20 protein-coding genes, 1 tRNA gene and 1 pseudogene are annotated in these 20,952 nt (G+C 56.3%); 13 read left to right on the plus strand and 9 right to left on the minus strand.

From position 1 onward, the window contains the following. The 8 genes and pseudogenes from ACIQU2_RS05230 to ACIQU2_RS05265 all read left to right on the plus strand — a co-directional run. Window positions 1–87: pseudogene (locus ACIQU2_RS05230) on the plus strand (ATP-binding protein); the annotation flags it as partial. A 13-nt stretch (window positions 88–100) separates the two neighbouring features. Beyond that, window positions 101–847, plus strand: coding sequence for an ABC transporter substrate-binding protein (locus ACIQU2_RS05235; RefSeq protein ID WP_403139137.1), 747 nt, complete (start codon window positions 101–103; stop codon window positions 845–847). Between the two features lie 78 nt (window positions 848–925). Then, window positions 926–1,621 carry an ABC transporter permease gene (locus ACIQU2_RS05240; RefSeq protein WP_149416717.1) on the plus strand — a complete coding sequence of 232 codons (696 nt, stop codon included), beginning with the start codon at window positions 926–928 and terminating at the stop codon, window positions 1,619–1,621. Next, window positions 1,618–2,307, plus strand: coding sequence for an ABC transporter permease (locus ACIQU2_RS05245; RefSeq protein WP_347806306.1), 690 nt, complete (start codon window positions 1,618–1,620; stop codon window positions 2,305–2,307). Before ACIQU2_RS05240 ends, ACIQU2_RS05245 begins: the two co-directional genes overlap by 4 nt. Further along, complete coding sequence (locus ACIQU2_RS05250; RefSeq protein WP_403139141.1) at window positions 2,288–3,517, plus strand: methyltransferase; 1,230 nt, start codon at window positions 2,288–2,290, stop codon at window positions 3,515–3,517. The genes ACIQU2_RS05245 and ACIQU2_RS05250 overlap by 20 nt, the downstream gene beginning before the upstream one ends. Window positions 3,518–3,815: 298 nt before the next feature. Continuing rightward, window positions 3,816–5,057 carry a nucleoside deaminase gene (locus tag ACIQU2_RS05255; RefSeq protein WP_347802614.1) on the plus strand — a complete coding sequence of 414 codons (1,242 nt, stop codon included), beginning with the start codon at window positions 3,816–3,818 and terminating at the stop codon, window positions 5,055–5,057. Between the two features lie 130 nt (window positions 5,058–5,187). Next, window positions 5,188–5,263, plus strand: a tRNA-Thr gene (locus tag ACIQU2_RS05260). Between the two features lie 172 nt (window positions 5,264–5,435). Continuing rightward, the gene (locus ACIQU2_RS05265; RefSeq protein ID WP_403139143.1) at window positions 5,436–6,758 is read left to right on the plus strand and encodes a tyrosine-type recombinase/integrase; all 1,323 of its coding nucleotides are present in this window, start codon (window positions 5,436–5,438) and stop codon (window positions 6,756–6,758) included. 9 nt (window positions 6,759–6,767) lie between these two features. Here ACIQU2_RS05265 and ACIQU2_RS05270 read toward each other — a convergent pair whose 3' ends face one another. Further along, window positions 6,768–8,756 (minus strand): RNA-binding domain-containing protein, encoded by a 1,989-nt coding sequence (locus ACIQU2_RS05270; RefSeq protein WP_259038116.1) that lies wholly within the window; start codon window positions 8,754–8,756, stop codon window positions 6,768–6,770. 1,141 nt (window positions 8,757–9,897) lie between these two features. On the opposite strand from ACIQU2_RS05270, the gene ACIQU2_RS05275 reads away from it, so the two are divergent. From ACIQU2_RS05275 to ACIQU2_RS05285, 3 genes are all read left to right on the plus strand, one after another. Then, the gene (locus tag ACIQU2_RS05275; RefSeq protein ID WP_403139148.1) at window positions 9,898–10,878 is read left to right on the plus strand and encodes an integrase domain-containing protein; all 981 of its coding nucleotides are present in this window, start codon (window positions 9,898–9,900) and stop codon (window positions 10,876–10,878) included. Beyond that, window positions 10,875–11,150, plus strand: a complete 276-nt coding sequence (locus tag ACIQU2_RS05280) for a hypothetical protein (RefSeq protein ID WP_403139153.1) — start codon at window positions 10,875–10,877, stop codon at window positions 11,148–11,150. Before ACIQU2_RS05275 ends, ACIQU2_RS05280 begins: the two co-directional genes overlap by 4 nt. Window positions 11,151–11,346: 196 nt before the next feature. After that, window positions 11,347–13,719, plus strand: a complete 2,373-nt coding sequence (locus tag ACIQU2_RS05285) for a TOTE conflict system archaeo-eukaryotic primase domain-containing protein (protein WP_403139158.1) — start codon at window positions 11,347–11,349, stop codon at window positions 13,717–13,719. Between the two features lie 293 nt (window positions 13,720–14,012). Here the strand turns inward: ACIQU2_RS05285 and ACIQU2_RS05290 are convergent, their stop codons facing one another. Genes ACIQU2_RS05290 through ACIQU2_RS05300 form a run of 3 tightly spaced genes read right to left on the minus strand, consistent with a single transcriptional unit; the run spans window position 14,013 to window position 15,641 of the window. Continuing rightward, complete coding sequence (locus ACIQU2_RS05290) at window positions 14,013–14,723, minus strand: SDR family NAD(P)-dependent oxidoreductase (protein WP_046045535.1); 711 nt, start codon at window positions 14,721–14,723, stop codon at window positions 14,013–14,015. A 43-nt stretch (window positions 14,724–14,766) separates the two neighbouring features. Next, window positions 14,767–15,423 carry a DsbA family oxidoreductase gene (locus tag ACIQU2_RS05295; RefSeq protein WP_403139165.1) on the minus strand — a complete coding sequence of 219 codons (657 nt, stop codon included), beginning with the start codon at window positions 15,421–15,423 and terminating at the stop codon, window positions 14,767–14,769. Then, on the minus strand, window positions 15,420–15,641 hold the full coding sequence (locus tag ACIQU2_RS05300) for a 4-oxalocrotonate tautomerase family protein (RefSeq protein WP_046045533.1): 222 nt from the start codon (window positions 15,639–15,641) through the stop codon (window positions 15,420–15,422). The genes ACIQU2_RS05295 and ACIQU2_RS05300 overlap by 4 nt, the downstream gene beginning before the upstream one ends. 221 nt (window positions 15,642–15,862) lie before the next feature. On the opposite strand from ACIQU2_RS05300, the gene ACIQU2_RS05305 reads away from it, so the two are divergent. Further along, window positions 15,863–16,186 (plus strand): helix-turn-helix domain-containing protein, encoded by a 324-nt coding sequence (locus ACIQU2_RS05305; RefSeq protein ID WP_403139171.1) that lies wholly within the window; start codon window positions 15,863–15,865, stop codon window positions 16,184–16,186. 53 nt (window positions 16,187–16,239) lie between these two features. Here ACIQU2_RS05305 and ACIQU2_RS05310 read toward each other — a convergent pair whose 3' ends face one another. Beyond that, complete coding sequence (locus tag ACIQU2_RS05310; RefSeq protein WP_403139174.1) at window positions 16,240–16,425, minus strand: hypothetical protein; 186 nt, start codon at window positions 16,423–16,425, stop codon at window positions 16,240–16,242. A gap of 494 nt (window positions 16,426–16,919) precedes the next feature. Here ACIQU2_RS05310 and ACIQU2_RS05315 point away from each other — a divergent pair, with 494 nt between their 5' ends. Then, window positions 16,920–17,201, plus strand: a complete 282-nt coding sequence (locus tag ACIQU2_RS05315; protein ID WP_056745530.1) for a DUF3077 domain-containing protein — start codon at window positions 16,920–16,922, stop codon at window positions 17,199–17,201. A 69-nt stretch (window positions 17,202–17,270) separates the two neighbouring features. Here the strand turns inward: ACIQU2_RS05315 and ACIQU2_RS05320 are convergent, their stop codons facing one another. From ACIQU2_RS05320 to ACIQU2_RS05335, 4 genes are all read right to left on the minus strand, one after another. Further along, window positions 17,271–17,948: an RES family NAD+ phosphorylase gene (locus ACIQU2_RS05320; RefSeq protein WP_403139181.1), complete on the minus strand. Its 678-nt coding sequence runs from the start codon at window positions 17,946–17,948 to the stop codon at window positions 17,271–17,273. Further along, window positions 17,948–18,358 (minus strand): MbcA/ParS/Xre antitoxin family protein, encoded by a 411-nt coding sequence (locus tag ACIQU2_RS05325; RefSeq protein ID WP_033058347.1) that lies wholly within the window; start codon window positions 18,356–18,358, stop codon window positions 17,948–17,950. The genes ACIQU2_RS05320 and ACIQU2_RS05325 overlap by 1 nt, the downstream gene beginning before the upstream one ends. A gap of 206 nt (window positions 18,359–18,564) precedes the next feature. Next, the gene (locus ACIQU2_RS05330) at window positions 18,565–19,848 is read right to left on the minus strand and encodes an OprD family porin (protein WP_403139186.1); all 1,284 of its coding nucleotides are present in this window, start codon (window positions 19,846–19,848) and stop codon (window positions 18,565–18,567) included. 251 nt (window positions 19,849–20,099) lie between these two features. Beyond that, window positions 20,100–20,771 carry a DsbA family protein gene (locus tag ACIQU2_RS05335; protein WP_403139191.1) on the minus strand — a complete coding sequence of 224 codons (672 nt, stop codon included), beginning with the start codon at window positions 20,769–20,771 and terminating at the stop codon, window positions 20,100–20,102. Window positions 20,772–20,952: the final 181 nt, after the last annotated feature.

Raw genomic sequence — 20,952 nt, forward strand, 5'->3', positions numbered from 1 at the left:
CTGGTAGAAGAGCAAGGATCGCCACAGCAGGTGTTCGAAAACCCGCTTTCGGCGCGCTGCAAACAATTCATGTCCAGCAACCGCTAACGGAGCTACCCGCATGCAGAACTACAAAAAAATCTTCCTGGCTGCTGCCGTCACCCTGGCCTTCAGCGCCGGTGCCGCCGCCGAGACCTTGAAGATGGGCATCGAAGCGGCCTACCCGCCGTTCAACAACAAAGATGCCAGTGGCAATGTCGTCGGCTTCGACAAAGAAATCGGCGACGCCCTGTGCGCCAAGATGAAAGTCGAATGCACCGTGGTTACGTCCGACTGGGACGGCATCATCCCGGCCCTGAACGCCAAGAAATTCGACTTCCTGATCTCCTCGATGTCGATCACCGACGAGCGCAAGCAAGCGGTGGACTTCACCGACCCGTACTACTCCAACAAGCTGCAATTCATCGCACCGAAAAACGTCGATTTCAAAACCGACAAGGACTCTCTGCAAGGCAAAGTGATCGGTGCACAACGTGCGACCCTCGCCGGCACCTGGCTGGAAGACAACATGGAAGGCGTTGAAGTCAAACTCTACGACACCCAGGAAAACGCCTACCTCGACCTGACTTCCGGTCGTCTGGACGGCATCCTGGCCGACAAGTACGTCAACTACGAGTGGCTGAAAAGCGACGCCGGCCGGTCCTACGAGTTCAAGGGCGATCCGGTGGAAGAAAGCGACAAGATCGGTATCGCCGTGCGTAAAGGCGACGCGATCCGCGAGAAGCTGAACGTCGCGCTGAAAGAAATCGTCGCTGATGGCACCTACAAAAAGATCAACGACAAGTACTTCCCGTTCAGCATCTATTGATTCTGACCTGCCGGGCCGGCGCCGTTATTTGACGGCGCCAGTCCCTGGCATTGCCTGCCGCGATTTGAAAAGAAATCCATGACTATCGATCTCTACGGATTCGGCCCGGCGCTCGCCGCTGGCGCGCTGATGACTGTGAAACTGGCACTCTCGGCCTTGTGCCTGGGGCTGGTGCTCGGTCTGCTCGGCGCCTTGGCCAAGACTTCCCCGTACAAGCCGCTGCAATGGCTTGGCGGTACTTATTCGACACTGGTTCGCGGCATCCCTGAATTGCTCTGGGTGCTGTTGATCTACTTCGGCACGGTCAACTTGATGCGTGCCCTGGGCGAGTTCTTCGGCAACCCCGACCTCGAACTCAATGCCTTCGCCGCTGGCGTGATTGCGCTGGGGCTGTGCTTCGGCGCCTACGCCACGGAAGTGTTCCGTGGCGCAATTTTGGCTATCCCCAAAGGTCACCGCGAAGCGGGTGTGGCGTTGGGTCTGTCGAAATTCCGTATCTTCACCAAACTGATCATGCCGCAGATGTGGCGCATCGCCCTGCCCGGCCTGGGCAACCTGTTCATGATCCTGATGAAAGACACCGCGCTGGTGTCGGTCATCGGCCTGGAAGAAATCATGCGTCACGCGCAAATCGGCGTGACCGTGTCCAAGCAGCCGTTCACCTTTTATATGGTGGCCGCGTTCATGTACCTGGGCCTGACGGTTCTCGCTATGACCGGCATGTACTTCATGGAAAAACGCGCCGCTCGCGGCTTCGCGAGGAGCACCCAATGAACTGGGAAGTCATCATCAAGTGGCTGCCGAAACTGGCTCAGGGCGCGACGCTGACCCTGGAACTGGTGGCCATCGCCGTGATCGCCGGTTTGCTGCTGGCAATTCCGCTGGGCATCGCGCGCTCGTCACGACTCTGGTACGTGCGGGCATTCCCCTACGGCTACATCTTCTTTTTCCGTGGTACGCCGTTGCTGGTTCAACTGTTCCTGGTCTACTACGGCCTGGCGCAGTTCGACGCGATCCGTAACAGCTCGATGTGGCCGTACCTGCGCGATCCGTTCTGGTGCGCCACGGCGACCATGACGTTGCACACCGCGGCCTACATCGCCGAGATCCTGCGCGGCGCGATCCAGGCGATTCCACCGGGCGAGATCGAAGCGGCGCGCGCCCTGGGCATGTCCCGGACCAAAGCGCTGGTCTACATCATCCTCCCCCGTGCCGCCCGCATCGGTCTGCCGGCCTACAGCAACGAAGTGATCCTGATGCTCAAGGCCAGCGCCCTGGCCAGCACCGTGACCCTGCTGGAACTGACCGGCATGGCCCGCACCATCATTGCCCGGACCTACCTGCCGGTGGAGATATTCTTCGCGGCGGGGATGTTCTATCTGCTGATGGCTTATGTGCTGGTTCGCGGCTTCAAGCTGCTGGAGCGCTGGCTGCGCGTCGATGCCTGCCAAGGGCGTTGATGCCTGCGTGCTGACGGGCGAGGAGTTACTCGCCCGTTTCGCGGCGCTGGATGCTTTTCTGATCGAGCATCAGGCGCAGTGGAAACCTCGGCCGTTTACTCATCTGCAGCTTCCTTGGGAAGCGTCCTACCCCGAGTTGTCTGTATGGCTACGCGGCAGGTCGTTGGAGGATGCGGAAAATGCTCATAACCAACCTGCTCTGTTGGATGCGCCGGAGCCTTTTGCTTCGCTGGCGGCGCTGTCGCTTGAGCTGAGCGCAGTGGGTGAACTGCCCAGGCATGCGCTTGAAGCGGCTGGGCATCGGTTGAATGTCGATGTGCCGGGGCGCAAGTGGCAGCAGATTGAGGCGTTTGCCAGCCGGTTGGCGTTTGTCTCTGCACCGAAGCATTGGCTTGATTGGTGTTCGGGCAAGGGCCATTTGGGGCGGCGATTGTTGCAAACCGGTCAGCAGCTCACTTGCCTGGAATACGACCCGGCGCTGGTCGCCAGCGGTCAGGCACTCAGCCAGCGTCATCAATTGCACGCACTGCATGTCGAGCAAGATGTACTCGCTGCGGATGCCGCCTCTTTGTTAAATACTGCCCACACGCCGGTAGCGCTGCACGCCTGCGGTGATCTGCATGTGCGGCTGATCCAACTCGCCAGTGCCGCTGGCTGCAAACAACTAGCCATCGCGCCTTGCTGCTACAACCGGATCAGTCTGAGCGAGTATCAGCCGCTTTCCTCGTCGGCCAAGCGCTCCAACCTACAGCTGTCCCTCGATGATCTTTCGCTACCGATGAGCGAAACCGTCACCGCTGGCGCTCGCGTCCGACGTCAGCGTGACACCTCCATGGCCCGACGCCTGGCCTTCGACCTGCTGCAACGGCAGCTGCGCGGCATAGACGAATACCTGCCCACCCCTTCCCTCCCCAGTGCCTGGCTGGATAAATCCTTCGCTGATTACTGCCATCATTTGGCCGCGCTTAAAGAGTTATCCACAATCGGACCGCAGAATTGGTCAGCACTTGAAGCCACTGGTTGGCAGCGATTGGCCGAAGTGCGCAATCTGGAGCTACTGCGCGGACTTTTCCGACGCCCATTGGAGCTGTGGCTGGTACTCGATCGAGCCCTTTTCCTCGCCGAGCAAGGGTATGCGGTTCGCCTCGGAACCTTCTGCGAAACCCCGCTTACACCGCGTAATTTCCTGATCCTGGCTGAGCGCCCATAAAGCGCCTCAGCCTGTGGATAACTCTGGGGATGAAATTATCATGGATCCAATATATACGGCTGTTTCGGAGCTGAAACACAACTGTTCAATTTTCGTACACCTGTAAAAAAATCGGAAAAACAGGCATTTGCGATCAAATGAGAACGGCTCCACAAATTTGCCTCTAAGCAGGTGCGGTACAGATCCAGTTGTGCATAAGCGTTCAGCCAAAACAAGATAAACGACCTGCGAAACCTCAACTATCTTTTCCAAACGCCAGAATTGCCTGGCGCTCAAACAGCAAGGAGCTGGGAAAAACATGAGCACATTGAACAGTGCACAGGAAGCCGTCGATACCGTCGCCAACCAAGCCATTGATGCTGCGCTGCAGCAAACCTTCGCGGTGGGTGGCGCCATCATCAACAACGCAACGGGCGAAGTCATCGCCGCGCTGCACAACAATGTGCTGATGCCTTACCCCGGCAGCGGCACCACTTACTTTCTACCTCATGACCCGACCGCACACGGCGAGCGGCAATTGGTGGACTGGTACTACGAAAACGTCGCGCCATTGAACCTGCCACCGCCCAATCAGTTGACTGTCGTCACCACGCTGGACCCGTGCGCCATGTGCGCTGGTTCACTGCTGACTGCAGGATTTAACGTCGCCGTCAGTGCGATCGATGACTACGCAGGCATCAACTACAACAGCCAGTTCACCTTTCCGTCGCTGCCGCCGCAGATCCGCCAACAGGCGCAGGACACCTGGGGTTATTACGCGATTGCGGCGCCTGTCAGCCGGGCTTATCAAGGTTCGACCAGCCCGGTATTCGGCGGTCAGACCATCGACTCGGCGGCTTACTTCCTCACCAGTTCGATCTTCTCCGCCAGCGTCAACACCGTACGCGAGGCCAGCAACAACAGCGGTCTGCCACCGGATCAACTGCAAAACCCGGCAAACCTTCCGGCCAACAGCAAAGTGCGCCAAGCACTGACTGCGCTCAGCCCGTTTGCGCTGACCGTGCAATCGGCGAACCCACGCGACCCTGGCGCAGAACTCGCCCCGCCGCTACTGAAAACCGCGCAACAAAGCACGGTGTTCAACTCGGTAGCCCTCATCGATCCGTTCGGCAACCTGCTGGTGTGTCTGGGAGGCGTCGAGAACCAGTCGCCAATTCGTACAGCGTTCATGGAAACCACCCGCAACTACGCGGTCATGCGCTGGACCCTGATGAACGACCCCGACCCGACGGTTCGCGCCCAGGCCGAGCAATACCTGACGCATCCAAAGTACGGCACCTTCGTCTTCCTCTACGCCCCCGACCCCACCACCCCGCAGGCCGTGATGACCTTCGGCGCGTACGGTTCGACCATGGAAGGCCCCGTGCCGCAGAGCTATCCGTCCAACCTCCAATACGTGCTGCTGCCGGGCAACACCACCGCACAAGCGCTGTCGACACTGGCCCAAAACCTGCCGCCGTTCTACACGCAAAGCGTGCAAGTGGCGCCCGCGCAGGTGCTGAGTCAGGACCTGATCAACGCGGTTAAAAACGGCGTGTAACGCTTTAAAGCAATCGCATTGACCGGCCCCGCAGAAGCGTCCGCGGGGCCGGCCTGACGCCTCCGCAAAAATAGTCTGAATTCAGGGGTTTACAGAACCAACCCAATCGCTATAATCGTCGCCCTAACACGCCGGTATAGCTCAGTTGGTAGAGCAACTGACTTGTAATCAGTAGGTCCCGGGTTCGACTCCTGGTGCCGGCACCATACAAGGTTCCAGAGAAGGCTTTCAAAATCTCTGGAACCCCCGAAAAACCCGCCTTCTGGCGGGTTTTTTCGTTTTGGCGCTCCATCGGTTTCCGTCAGAAACTGGTGGATTCCAACCGTTTTAAGGGTAGAGTTTGGGATACAGGTCACTTCGATAAAAGGGAGTACCCTTATGTCGCGCACCACAGCTCCGCTCTCCGACGCAGCTTGCCGCTTGGCAAAACCTACAGACCGCGCCTACAAGCTTTTCGACGGCGATGGCCTCTACCTCCTAGTCCAACCCAATGGCCGCAAAGGCTGGCGGCTCCGTTATGTCAAACCTGACGGACGCGAAGGACTGACCTCGTTCGGCAACTACCCCGTCATTGGCCTCGCCGACGCGCGCCGCAAGCGCTTGGAGGTCAAGCGAATGCTGGCGGATGGCATTGATCCCATAGAGACCAAGCACCAAGCCAAGGCGGAAGCCGTAATCAAAGGCAGGACCTTTGAAAGCGTTGCGCTCGACTGGCATACGGAAATGTCGACCAAGTGGGCACCAGGCCATTCCAAGACAGTGATGAGCCGCCTCAAAACCCACGTATTCCCGCTGATCGGCGCCCGCGCCATTGTCGACCTCGACACCCATGACCTTATGCAGCCCTTGGAAGCGATCAAGAAGCGCGGAACGATCGACGTTGCTTTAAGGGTACAAAACTACCTGCAGAGCATTATGCGCGAGGCAAAGCGCCTCCGGCTTATCACCATAAACCCTGCTTACGATCTCGAGGGCTCGATCAAAGCCCCGCGGGTGGTACATCGCCCCGCTCTACCCTTATCGCGACTGCCGGAACTGCAGGAGCGGATCGACACCTATAAAGGCCGGGCACTTACCCGTCTGACGGTGATGCTGTCGCTGCATGTGTTTGTACGATCCAGCGAGCTGCGTTTCGCACGCTGGAGCGAGTTCGACCTCAAGCGCGGCACCTGGGAGATACCGGACACTCGACCCGTGTTGGAGGGAGTACCCTTTTCCACAAGGGGTACGAAGATGGCAGGGGATATCCATTTAGTACCCTTATCGCCGCAAGCAGTGTCGCTACTCGAAAAAATCCATGCACTCACAGGCAAATTCGCATTGGTCTTCGCAGGGGATGCCAAACCTTGGAAGCCCATGTCCGAAAATACCGTGAACAACGCGCTACGGACGATGGGATACGACACCAAAACCGATATCTGCGGGCATGGGTTTCGTTCGATGGCCTGCAGCGCACTGATCGAGTCAGGATTGTGGTCCGAGACCGCCATTGAAAGACAGATGAGCCACAAGGAGCGGAACAACGTCCGCGCCGCTTACATCCACAAGGCAGAGTTCATCGAGGAGCGCAGGCTGATCATGAACTGGTGGAGCCGGTATCTGGAGGCCAATCAGCAGGAGCATGTCACTCCACACGAGTTTGCAAACCAGACCGGGACGAACGTCACGCGGCTCAAGGCGAAAAGCCGCTTGAGGGAGTAGGCCGTTAGCCTACTCCTCGTCCTGCCCACCAACGTACGCTTTATACGCCTGCCTTTCATGAGTCGGCTTGGACGGAAATGCCAACTGAATCTGCCTACTTTTCACCATTCCATTCAGGTACTGCTGACGGAGGGCATCTGGACTGCGCTTTACCAAATTAGCCAAAACGTTGAGCGTCAGATAGTGCTCCTTGCATAGGGTGATAATCACCTGTTGCATACGATCCTTTTGCATGCGCTCTCGATTGCGCGGCTCCTCAGCCAGTATTTCGAGCTTTTCTCGAAACCCTGCATCAAGCCTGTCCAAAGCATCGATCAGCGGCGCGTCAATATGATCGCTCAACAAGCAGCCATCATCGTTTCGCTGCATATCCAGCTCGACCTTATGTTCGGAGCTACCTGCGTTATGTTCGGAGCTAGCCCCGTTATGTTCGGAGCTGCCGGCGTAATGTTCGGAGCTCTGCAGCGGACCTGCGAACACTTGCTCCGGCGTAGGCAGTTGCTCACCCGGCAGGTGATAAATCATGCCCCGTGAGCGCCCGTCGGGCACAAGGAATCCCTCGCGTACCAACCGCGCAAGCAGTTGGCTCAAGTCATGAGCATGAGTATCACAAATCTCAAGGAGACGATTATGGCTGACCACCCGCTCAATCGCGGCCGTGGCCAAAATCAACCTAGCAGTATGTTCCAAGCTCTCGAAACGAACCCCAAATCGCTCTCGTAACTGCTCCACCACCCCTTCAGGCAGCAAGTCCAACATGCGAAGCTCAAGAAGGGTTTGCTCGGGCTCGGGCTTTTCATAAAGGGCTGGCGGTCGCCAATGCTGGCTGCGCCACCCGCTGTAGATTTTTGGAACCCCAGAACCACCACGCTCGCCAAGACCGATAAGAAGAAACATTTGGTGCATTAGCCTGTTCCGGCAATCGCTGGTACCACCTTGCAACACCTGCTCAAGGGGTAAACGTAAGCCGCCAGGATTGCGAAAGCCAAACAAGTCAGGACGCTTCACGACTAACACAGAAACCCGCCCGGTATAGTCGGCATGGACCAAGGTATTAACCAAAGCCTCGCGCAGAGCTTCATGTACCGGTGTGTCATCCTGGCGCTGATCACCTTTGAGAGCGAACGGTACCTTTAGGTCCTCAACCAACTTGCGATAAACCCGCCGGTAGAAATCAAACAGATTTCCTGACCAGGTTCCATCAGGGACGAGTCTATCCACCCAACGTAGTTCTGTTTTGGCGTGCGGCCGCTCCTGATAGTCCACAAAGTAATGCGGCACACTCTCTTGGATCGAAAGCCAGCGTCCGAACATTAGTAAACCTGCCAGAGTCAGCCCTTCGACTCCGTTCGCGCGGTCTTTTCGCCAGCCGCCTATCTGTCGGAGAAACTCAATCCCTTGGTGCTCCAGCGCTGGATGGCCTGGCTTTATGTCGCTAAGCATCTGGCGGTAGATACGCAGACTGTCCGGATCGATGTCTGCGAAGTCGTAATTTGGCAAAATCCGCTCGTCCCGACAGTCCTCCACTTGCTCTGCGAACATGCGGCGAACATCTTCCTCAGAGCAACGCCGATCACCCTCATGTAATCGACGATAAGTGTTACCTAGCGGCTGACCATTGAGAAATACCGGCTTCTGCTTACGCGAAGCCGCCGGGATTTTCACTTCAAGTACCTGCTTGCCCTCCAGCTCTCTGACGACCACCTCCCGGTCAGTCAGCAGATTGACACTGACCTTGGCCGGATTGTTGAGGGTATTGAACAGGTCAGTACGTACTTTCTCGATATTTGATAGGCCTGCAACGCTGAACTGCCCATCCTTTTCGCGCACGCCAAGCAGTACTACCCCACCCTGAGTGTTAGCAAAAGCGGAGTAGGTTAACCAGAAATCCTTAGGCAACTCTCCCTTCCCATCCTGCCCCTGAGCGAGCTTGCATTCGAGCTCGACAGATTCAACCAGCGAGGGCAGATCTTCAAGGGTATGGGGATTGAGTGACATCAAAGACTTCCTAAATGATCAGCCTGCTTCACGTAGCTGCAAAAGGTCGAAGAAAAGACATACGTGCGGGGATTGTACTCAGTCTTCCATAGTCGCACGCAACTCGACGAGCGGAGACTGATCATGAACTGGTGGAGCCGATTCCCAGTCACCAATCAGCAGGAGGATGTCACTCCTCACGACTCTGCACGAATGTCACACGGCCAAAAGCCAATCGCGGCGCAGCAAAGTAAGCGTACGTTCTCGAAATCTCGATGATCCGTTTGTCCACGCGGGTCCATCCAAACAGGGCTGCAAAGCCGCCCTGTTTGGATGGACCTCACTTAAAAAATCTAAAGCCCCCACAACTGTCTGTGGAAAACCACTGATTTCCACCGGTGGATAATTTTATCCACAGCCGCAGAACTCTCGAAAATTCGAGCCTTGACCCAAATTATCCACAGGAGTAGAAAAGATCGAGCAAAGCGCTGTCGTTGACAGCAACCCAGGTAGCCAGAATCTTTAAGGCTACGCCACACCGTGGTGGTTCTCCCAAAGTGCGATTAGCGTCCGGCGGCTCGCATGGTCACAGCGATGTGATGGATGCCTACTTCAGATCATTGCCATTGCGGCAAATAAATCCCCCTACCCAGCTGCCCTGCAGCAACCTATCCGCTTGGCCATTTCACTGCGCCAACCTGCGCCCGTCTCTTTCTCTGGAAAGAGACGGGCGCTCCTACCGCTGCTGCAGCCCACCTCGTATAAGGCTTTGCGGCAATTCCCTCTGTGACAATCGGCGTGACAAACACCGAAGTCATCAGCAACAGCGACGCAGATGATGGTGCCGCAGCCCACGGAATGGACTGCACCTGACTGACAGCCAGGCACGCCCCGGACATCGCCTCACTGCCCTCACCCGACTCAGGATCTCGCGGCGCTGGTCTCGTCAGCCAGTGCAGCCTCTACCCGCCCACTTCTGCGGAAGTGTTCAGGAGGTCAGATCATGAGATGCCCAAGCTCCTGGTCGTAAAGAGCCGCCAGTCCCGCGTAGTGGACAATCCTCACAAGGTCGCAGGGGCCTTGATCCCTGATAACACTCAACATTCTTGGCGGGATGACGTGGGGAAGGTTTTAAAGGTTTGGCTTCGAGAGGAGTTTGATCATGGCATTGGTAGGTAGACGGGACGGGCGGAACTTTGGCTATGGACGGCAACTGAGTTATGCCGGACCACAGGCGCTACGTGATCTGTTTGGCGGCGGCCATTACGGCACGGTCAAAGCGCACAGCGATCGCTGGCAGGCGTTCGTACGCTGGTGTCGGTCGGAGGAAGGGCCGGGGTTTAACGATGCGCGGCAGATTAATTGGCAGACCTTGCTGGACTACGCCGGACATCTGCGCCACCAAGTTGAACAAGGTGAGCTGGCCATCGCAACTGCGCAGAACCGGTTGTCCAGTGTGAATCGGACCATGGGCGCGCTTCGCGGTGATCAGTATGTAAAAGTGCCGAGCCCAAGTAAGGCGCTGGGAATGCGGCGCACCAGTGTTCGTCGTTCTGTGCCGCAAGGCCAAGACCGCGAACACGTTAAGAAGATCGTAGAGGTGCTTTGCGCACACCAGCAGCCGCGCGCCGCGGCCATCGCTCAGTTAGCGCGAGCCACCGGTATGCGGTTACGCGAGGCGATTTTGGTCGACCTTCCGCGCCTGAAACGTGAGTCCGAACAATACGGGAAGATCAACATCCAGGATGGCACCAAAGGTGGCCGTTCTGGCGCGTCAGCACCTCGTTGGATTACGGTAGATGATCATATTCGTGATGCACTGAGGTTTGCCGAAAAGGTCTCGCCCGACGGTAGCCGCAACCTACTTGCACCGAACGAAACCTACCTCGATTTCCAACGGGGAATCGTCCGCCCCGCACGGAGCATCCTCCATCAGCACAACCTCAAAGGCTTCCACGAATTGCGCGCGGCTTATGCATGCGAACGCTATGACCAGATCACTCATCACCTAGCGCCCATCAACGGTGGCAGGTGCAGGCGCCTCGATCCACGCCTTGATCGAGAGGCACGCTTACAAATCAGCTATGAGCTGGGACACGGTCGAATCGACGTGGTATCGGCGTACATCGGTGGTCGGGTATGAATAAACCATTCGATATGGAGATCTTCTTGGCTGGGGTGCTGACGGGAGCACATGCCACACGCGAACGTCACATCCGCCAGGCCAAGACTATTCAAGCAGCCATTTCTGAACGCTGGAACCGAGATAATCCATGGACATGGCAAAGAAAACATCTCGTTTGGTTTTTGAACCACCACATGAACTCAAACTCGAAATCGACGCGCTACTACTACCTGCTGACCACAAACCTGATCACTCTGCGCCTAGGAAGATCCTGGAATTTTCCACGCTAGCCGAATGCCAGCAACTGCGCGCTCTGTATCCCTCACCGGCAGATTGAGCCAGCCAACGATTTGATTGGGATTAGGGCGGACCTCTTGAGCTCCTGAACCAAACCTCTGTTGTTTGATAACCTCTATGTTTTACTGATGGACTGAGGGTTGTAGCTCGAGGCTACAGGCTTCAACTGAGACGTAGAGGCTGAAGGCGGTGATAGACAGTAGTCTGGTGGCGAAGCTAAGGGCTGAGAATGCAAGATTGGTTGCCTTGCTGGATGCTCATGGCATCGATTGGCGCCCGCCTGCTGAGCCAGTCAAGATAGCGATTGTCCAAGCAGAACAATCACAGCAACTCGATACTGAAGGGAAGCTTGCCCTATTCCGAAGCTTGTTTCGTGGTAGGACGGACGTTTATCCCATCCGCTGGGAAAGCAAGGCAGGCAAATCAGGATACGCACCCGCTTGCGCAAACGAATGGAGGCCTGGCGTTTGTGAGAAGCCCCGAATTAAATGTGGCGACTGCGGTAACCGCCAGCTGCTTCCGCTGACCGATGAGGTGGTCTATCGCCATCTGGCGGGCGAAGTGGTCGTTGGTATCTACCCCCTACTCTCTGATGACACTTGTTATTTTTTGGCGGTCGACTTCGATGAGGCCGAATGGCGTGATGATTCCAAAGCTTTTGTGCAGTCATGCCATGAGCTGAACGTCCCGGTGGCGCTGGAAATATCGCGCTCAGGCCAAGGGGCTCATGGCTGGATTTTCTTTGAGCGTAATGTCCCTGCCTGCGATGCGCGCCGCCTCGGTGCCGCAATCATCAGTCATGCCTGTGAGCGCACCCGCCAGTTGGCGCTCAGCTCCTATGATCGACTGTTTCCAAACCAGGACTATATGCCCAAAGGCGGCTTTGGAAATCTCATCGCGCTCCCTTTACAAAAGCGGGCCAGGGCCCAAAACAATAGCGTTTTTGTAGACGACTCGCTTGAGCCTCATCCTGATCAATGGGCCTTCCTGGCATCGATTCAGCGCTTGAGTCCAGAAGATATCCAGCCCGTTATTATCCAGGCGATGGGTAATCGGGACCCTCTAGGGGTCGCCTATGTCGATGACGAAGGTGATGCAGTACCTTGGAAAAATCGTGAATCGAGATCACGTAAATTGACATGCCCGTTGCCTGCTGCTGTCAACATCACGCTGGCTAACTTAATTTACTTTGAAAAGTCGGAATTGCCACAGCCATTGGCAAACCAGCTTGTCCGGCTCGCTGCCTTTCAAAATCCTGAGTTCTACAAAGCTCAGGCCATGCGCATGTCAGTGTGGAACAAGCCAAGGATTATCGGCTGTGCTCAGAACTTCCCCAAACATATTGCGTTACCACGTGGCTGTTTGGATGCTGTGCTGGAGCTTTTAGAGGAAAACGGGGTTGCCCCTATTCTTAAAGACGAACGCTTCGCGGGCGACCCCATCGACGTGAGCTTTCTCGGGACCCTGCGTTCTGACCAAGAGGCTGCTGTCAGCGCAATGCTAAGTCATGACACCGGTATCCTCTGCGCACCGACAGCTTTCGGTAAAACGGTGAGTGCTGCTGCGTTGATTGCCGCACGTGGCATTAACACGTTGGTGCTTGTGCATCGGACGGAACTGTTAAGGCAGTGGCAAGAGCGCTTGCAGGCGTTCTTGGGAGTCGGGAATGGTGTCGTTGGTACTCTTGGAGGCGGAAAAGCGAAGCTTACCGGCATCATCGACATTGCCGTAATGCAGTCGTTATCGCGAAAAGGCGAGATCAGCGATCAGGTAAAAAATTACGGCCAGATCATCGTTGATGAATGTCATCACCTATCAGCAGTGTCATTCGAGGCACTACTGAGGAGCGCTACCGCGCGGTACGTACTGGGGCTCACAGCAACCCCAGTGCGCCGAGACGGGCAGCAGCCCATTATTTTCATGCAGTGCGGACCGATCCGACATACTGCTGCTCGACCAGCGAGTGCGCCCCATGACCTCTCTGTCGTGCCTCGATTGCTGCCCAAACCAATAGTGGTCCCCGACGGCTTTGGGATTCAGGACGTTTTTCGGCGTCTAGCCGACGACTCTGAGCGGACAGCCAGAATCGTCTCGGAGATTGAGCTGGCGTACAACGAGGGTAGAAAAATTCTAGTGTTAACGGAGCGGACGGAACATGTGGATGCCCTTGAATTAGAATTGAAGCAGCGCGTGCATAACCTTTTCACGCTTCATGGGCGAGTGCCTAAGAAACAGCGAATTTCCCGTATGCATGAGCTTGAGTCCCTTCCCCCTGATGCTCCACGAGTGCTGTTGGCAACAGGAAAACTAGTAGGTGAAGGCTTCGATCATCCGCCGTTGGACACGCTGGTGCTGGCAATGCCCATCTCATGGAAGGGAATCCTTCAGCAATATGCGGGGCGGTTGCATCGATCACATGCCGATAAGGCCGACGTGCGAGTGATCGACTTCGTTGACGAGGGTAATGTCGCGCTGATGAGGATGTGGGATAAGCGCCAGGCGGGTTACAAAGCGATGGGCTACCGCATGGCTGATTCCATGGCCACCATGGACCTACTCTAACTCTAACGTGGTTGACAGTTGACACATCAACGGCCCAAATCTCATAGACGAATGACCGGCCGCTGTGGGGGCAACTCCGGCCCTTCGCCGTTAGTCACGTCAAGCAAGATCCTCAGGCGTACGAGGACCTTGAGGTAGCTTTAGAGGTAGAGTCGCACAAACCTTTAAGTATTAATCAGCTAATTCAATAGCTTATGAAATTATTCGACTCCTGGTGCCGCAGCACCATACAAAACAAAGCCCTCGTAGAAATACGAGGGCTTTGTTGTTTTCGGGGTTTGGAAAACCAGGCCTTAGTGACCCGCGCTTTGCCCACCATCAACGTGCAGAATCTCGCCAGTAACAAAGTTGGCGCTATCCAGATAAACAACCGCCTGCGCAATATCACTGATCTCACCCATATGCCCGACCGGGTGCAAATTCCCCAGCGCTTCATGAGTTTCCTCGCCATGCATCGGCGTCTTGATGATGCCCGGGGAAACCGCATTCACCCGAATCCCACGCTTGGCGTACTCGATGGCCAGGGACTTGGTTGCCGCGTTCAAACCACCTTTGGTCAGCGAAGCCAGTACCGACGGCACACCGTCGATGGCGTGGTCCACCAGGCTGGTGGTGATGTTGACGACGTGGCCGCTTCCTTGTTTTTCCATCTCGGTGATCGCGAGTTGGGTGATGTAGAAGAAACCGTTCAGGTTCACCGACAGCACTGCGGCGTAGTCTTCCGGGGTGTAAGCGGTGAACGGTTTGGCAACGAAGATCCCGGCGTTGTTGACCAGGGTGTCGATGCGACCAAAACGTGCGATGGCTTCACGGATGACTTGCTGGGCGACTTCCGGGTTGCCGATGTCGCCCGCCACGGTGAGGATGTCCGGGTCGGTGGACGGTTTGATCGAACGCGAAGTGGCGACAACCTTGTAATCCAGATCACGGAACGCCTTGACCATGCCTGCGCCGAGACCTTGGGAGGCGCCAGTGATAACGATGACTTTTTTCGAATTGCTCATGATGAACCTCAACTAATAAATGATGGTTTGAAAAAGTAAGTAATCAGGCTTCGGCGGGGGCCTTCGCCATTTGTCTCAACATCTGTTCGTAGTACTCGACCGACTGCGAACCGGACACCAGGTGACGACCGTTAAGCACCATGGCCGGAACCGAATTGATGCCGCGCTGGCGGTAAAACGCTTCAAGCTCACGCACTTCCTTGGCAAACGCTCCGGACGCCAACACCTCTTGAGCACCTGCCGCATCCAGTCCTGCTTCAACAGCCAGACGAACCAGCGTCTCGCGATCGCTCGGGTTCTGGCCGTCGGTGAAGTAAGCGCGCAGCAGGATTTTCTTCAGTGCGACCTGCCGCCCTTCCTGCAACGCCCACATCAACAACCGGTGAGTATCAAACGTGTTGTAGAAGTGGCTGCGCTTCTCCAGATCGAACTTGAAGCCAATGGCCTCACCGCGAGCGATCTGCATCGCTTTGCCGGCGGCGACGTCTTTGGCGGTTCGTCCATATTTGCGCATCAAGTGCTCAACCGCTTTTTCGCCGACTGCCGGCATGTCCGGGTTCAACTCGAAGGGCTTGTAGGTCAGCTCCACCGAGACTTCACCCGCCACGTTCTCGATCGCCTGCTCCAGCGCCGTCGCGCCCAAGGCGCACCACGGGCACACCACGTCGGAGATGAAATCGATGGAGACGGTCGCGGTCATGACTGCCCCTCCGCCTCAGCCAGTTGCTTGCGGTACTGGGTGGTGGTGATGCCGGCGTAGCCCCAGTTATCGGTGTCGACTTCTTCGATCACGATGTGGGTCAGGTGCGGGTCCTTGTTGAGAACGCGTTCCAGGGTTTCAGTGATTTCGGCGATCACCTGAGCTTTCTGCTCTGAGGTAACGCCATCGCGGGTGATGCGTACGCTTACGAAAGGCATGAGGAATCTCCAAGTGACCTTCCCTTCGGAATGAATGGGTAGGCGTTGGAGTTCAATGTAGGGAGTTAGCTGGAGGGGATAAAGGTGGGGGCGGGAACATCATTAGTTACTTGGTGTAATGAGTTTTGTCTCGCAGACCCAATACGTTTGCATCAAAAACGATCAATCGACTAGCCTGCGCTTATCGCAAATTTTAGATAACTCAAAGGAGGGAGGCGTTCATGGCAGTTCAATTTTTCGACAGCCCATTCCATGTCACGCATGACAGCGAAGTCGCTAGCAAAAAAGCGTTGAAGATGGAGCTATCGATATTCATCACCGACTACATCAAAACCCTGGGCCTCAAACAAAGTGAGGCTGCAGCCAGGTTGAACGTGACCCAATCACGCGCCTCAGAACTCACCACTGGCAAGATCGAGAAATTTACGATCGATGCAATGATGGACATGTTGGATAAACTCGGCTTTCGAACGACTTTTACTTTGCCATCCAATGATGCCGGGGCTTTGCCTCAGATCGTAATTTCACAAGCTAACGCCTGCTAGACGTTGTGCGATTTTGCAGTAGGACTCAGCCCCTTCTGATGTAGTCCGTCTTGTTACGTGTCGCTTTTTTTCACTTTCAGCGACACGTTATTAGAACGTGTCGCTGGAGACGACATATGCGAGTCGATGCGTTCCTTCGTTAACGGCCTCCCCTCAGCGATTGGAAGCGTTTGGCTCTCATTCATTTCGCGTACAGATTCCAGCAAATCCTTTTGAAACTTATCCAATTCAATGTCCATTCCTGATATCTCCTTCAGCAAGTCCGCAAGGACATCAGCACGCCTTCTTCAAATTAAGAAAATTATGGCTGGCCAATAATTATTGCCCAGCCATAAAAATCACTAAAACGTTCCCCCACGCCACCACCTAGCCACGATTGCGCATCTGTCCCTCTCAAGCTACCTTCAACCCGTCGCTGCCAATTCAGCGACCGGGCCTGATAACCCGAGTAAGATACAGGCGCACAAGCGCCCATAATCACGATTGTTGGCGTTTTTTTGTGCCTGCATTTCCGTGTAATGGCGGCTGTGCGTGGGAGACCTTCGGGTCTGCCGGGTTCCTGTATCTCCGGTTTATCAGCCCGCGCATAGCTGCCACCCATTCGCCTGATAACGAACGTGGTAGCTCTAACTTTGATTCAGGAGTTTTTGCTAATGCCCGCTATCGATCCGTCCATAATTTTCAATTCTGCTTCACTGATTACCCACCACCGCCCAAAAACCGGAGGTGCCCAATGACCAACCCCCAAGACCTGAAAACCATCGGCCTCACCCCTTTCTCCTACCACGCCAACCAACCGCTATTCCGCATCAACGCCGGCGTCCCGGTCATCCAGGCCCTCTCCCACGCCTCCGACCTGCTCCACATCGCCAAACTTCTCGCATCAGACGCCGCCATGGTCCGCGACACCGACCGGCATGCCTGGGCGTCGCATTTTTTGCAGGATATGAGTAAGGCGATCATCGATGACGTAGCGAAGGTACTCGATGCACCGGGTAACAATCGTAACCAGTGACGTCGTTATGTAGACCCAAGCCGCACGCGTAAAAAAGCCCCGATCAATCGGGGCTTTCCAGTTTCCGACTCACACCTCGCTGACCTCAAACACAAACGAAATCTTCCGACTGCTCGCACTCCACACATATCGAATGTGCTTGCCTTGCTTCGGAATCGAAACGGCCGGCGGACGAAACGCAGCGACACATTCATGGCCGGGCAGCCGGACGCTGTTGTAAAGCAGCCCCCACGACAAGGTTTCACGCAGTTGACGGGCAAACGCTTGTGACGGCCCATATGCGTCAGGATCCGGGTTGTGCAGCTCGGGGTAGTGTTGGCGAACGTCATGCATCGGTTTGACGACTTTGTTGACGTAGGTGCGCAGGGTCAACTCGATGTCGGGCTCGTTGGTCGCGGCGAGGAAGCGTTCCTGGTGATAGCTCGTCTCGGCGATGGCGGCGGCCTGACTGCTGGCGGCGTAGTAGACGCCGTAGGTGCCGTCGGTGAAGCGGCTGGTTTTGCCGATGTGAGTGAACGCGGCCATGACCGGTGATGAGCCGGGGCCGGAGATTCGGTCTTCGGGCAGCACACGGGAGAGCACGCCGGCTTCTTGCACCAACCGGTCGTTGGTCAGGGCTTCCAGGGCGTAGGCGGTTTGCAGGTCTTCAGGGTCGAGCACGTCTTCAAACAGGGTGATCGGGGGGAACGCACTGTTGATCATCCGATAAGCACGGTTCCACTCGGGGAGCACGACTTCCGGGGCCATCAGCCGCGGACGCCATCGAGGTAGCGACGCACGTCAGCGATGTCCACCACCCGGCCGGCCAGCATGTAGCTCAAGGCGGATTGACCATTGAACGGCGCGGCGGTGTTCGGACTGCTGACCCATTTGTAGGCGCGGTCGCGGTTGTTGCTGAAGATGATGCTCAGGGCTTTGTGGATGCCCATCAGGTAGGAGATGCGCTCCAGGGTGTCGTGCGGGAGACGCACATTGGGCGGCAGGTGTTTGTATTTATAGAAGGTGGTGTTGCCGACTTTGCCCAGCAGCGTGCGCTGTTCTTCGGCGGTGCAGCCCCAACGCTCCATCAGGTTGAAGAAGAACTTGAGCGCCACACGGCCGGCTTCCGGGGTGTCGAGCTCTTGGGGAGCGGTGCGCACGGGAGATGAAGTGGCCATTGGAAGGACTCCTTCGGGCAAAGGGTTGTGCCTTCAGAGTAGTACAGATCCGAATATGTTCTAAATTTTTGTTCGCTTACGGATTTTCTAAGGCTTTTCGACGATCACGGTTTCCCTTGAGCTAAATCGCGCCCACAAAAAAACCCCGAACCAGTCGGGGCTTCCTTTCTCAGCCTTGCATCAGGCCTCGATGGTGCAACCGATCATCAGAAAATGTTGATCGGGTAATCCACGAACACACGCACTTCGTTACCGCTGGAGTTGTACTCACTCGATTTCTGCGAAACACGCAGGATCGAGCTGCGCAGTTTCACGCTCAAGTCTTTGGCCGGGCCGCTTTGCACGACGTACTTGAACTGGTTGAAGATTTCGCGCTCGGTACCGCCTTCGCTGGTGGAGGTGGTGATGTTATCGCCGCGCACGTAGGCGAAGTTGTAGCTCAGGCCTGGAACACCGAAGGTGCTGAAGTCGAGGCCGTAGCCGAGCTGCCAGCTGCGTTCGTCTTCGGCGTTGAAGTCGGACCAGTAGGAGTTCGCCAGGTAGATGGTGTTGCCGCCGTCGCCGACGCGACCTTGATCTTTCTGGTAGCCGCCGTAGGCGTAGCCGAGGTTGCTGTCGCCGGTGCTGCGCTGGTGGGCGAGCGTGAACGAGTGCGCGCCGGTGGCGAATGTGGCGGCCAGGCTCCAGATTTTGTTGTCGTCGCCGGTGGCATCGCTGTCGCGGACGTAGGAATCTTCCAGCTTGGTGCGGTAGCCGTTGAAGTCCAGCGTCAGGGACTGATCCTTGTCGATCGGGAACACGTAGTTGGCGTTCACGTATTGCTTCTTCAACACGTCTTCGACGTCGGAGGCGTACAGCGCAGCCTTGAACTGTTCGGTGAACTGGTAACTACCGCCTAACACGTTGATCGACTTCAAACCGCCGCTGTCATGGCCTTCAGCGCTTTTGCGCGATTCGGCGGTGAAGCGACCGGCGTTCAGCTCCAGGCCTTTGATCTCCTTGGAGGTGATCAGGGTGCCGGTGTAGCTTTCTGGCAGCAGGCGAGAGTTGTCGTAATTCAATACCGGCAAGGTCGGCATCTGGTCGCCGTAAGTCAGGACGGTGCTGGATACGCGGAATTTTACCGCGCCACCGGCTTTGGCCAGATCGCCGGCCGGGTTACCGCTGTCGCCTTCCTTGAAGAAGTCGATGCCTTGACCGCCGCTGTGGCTACCACGGTCCAGACGCAAACCGTACAGACCGAAGGCATCAACGCCCACGCCGACGGTACCTTGGGTGAAGCCCGAGGTGTAGGTGCCGATGGCAGCCTGACCCCATTCACGCTGGTCATCGTTACCGTTTTTTTTGTCGCGATTGATGTAGGCATTGCGCAGCAGCACTTTGAGGCTGCTGTCTTCAACAAAACCCTTGGATTCGGCCTGGTCGTTAGCCATGACCTGTGTAGCACTCAACATCCCCAGAGCGATCAGGCTGATTCGCTTGTTCAACATGTTGTTCTTTTCCTTATGACCGGTTGATACGCGCTGTGTCGAACGGCTGAAACGGCGCTATCGCACTCTTTTTTCACCCCAAACAAAAAGGCCCGCACACGAAGAAATCGTGGCGGGCCTTTTTGTTATTTTATGAGTCATGGCGGTTAGCCACAGGCGTGGGGCGAATCCTAGCCGCGTCCTTAACCATGTGTCAATTTCATGAATCGTCTGTAAATAGGTGAAAACGTCTAAGAAATCACTTGTCGACGTCAATGGGCGCAGCCGTCGAGGCCACAGGCTTGAAGCTCCGATGACGACGCTTGTGCGCGAAGCGATTGACTCAGCCATGCCGCGAAGGCTTGCGGCTTGCCGAGCCACGGGCCGATATCGATCAGGGTGAGTTGGCCGTTGTGTTCCAGGGCGAAGGTCGGGAAACCCTGGCCGCCGACTTCGGCCAAGCGTGCTCGACTGTCCTTGATGTGGCGATCGGTTTCAGCTTCTTTGAAAGCAGCCTGGAACGCTTGAGGTTCCAGACCGATGTCTTTCGCGAGTTCTAACAACACAGCTTCATCGGCAATACGTCGACCTTCCTCGTAGTGAGCACTTTGCAAACGCCCCAGCAACTCCAGTCCTCGGCCGGCGATCTGCTCGGCTGCCAGCACCGCGGCAATCGGCGGTGCGGAATCGAACACCGCTGTCTCATCGCGCAGCAATCCTTCGAAATACGCCTCGCCGAACGGCTGGCCGGTGTACTCGGCGATGCGCCGGTCGTGGGGTATCACGTAGTTGCGCAGTTGTGGCGAGACGGTCTGGCGGTTAGCGCCGGTCATCATGCCGCCGCCGTGGGCGATCACTGGCAACACAGCCTGAGCGGCTTGCACCAGCGGTTTTGCGCCATAGCACCAGCCGCATAACGGGTCGTAAATGTAGTGAAGGATCATGGGAAGACTCCGGCAAAAGCGTAGGAAAACGAGATGCCGGCAGATTAGTCCTCCGCCCGTTTCTGAAAAACGCTGCAATGGCTTTCAGTCTGTTTCATGAATCGGTCAAATGACCTCACCGCCCACTGTAGCCATCTCGACACAATTCGAAATAATCAAACAGCGAAACCTTTCAAGAATA

Origin of the sequence: Pseudomonas sp. NPDC098740, assembly GCF_044760065.1 — a bacterium.
Taxonomy (GTDB): Bacteria; Pseudomonadota; Gammaproteobacteria; order Pseudomonadales; family Pseudomonadaceae; genus Aquipseudomonas; species Aquipseudomonas rossensis.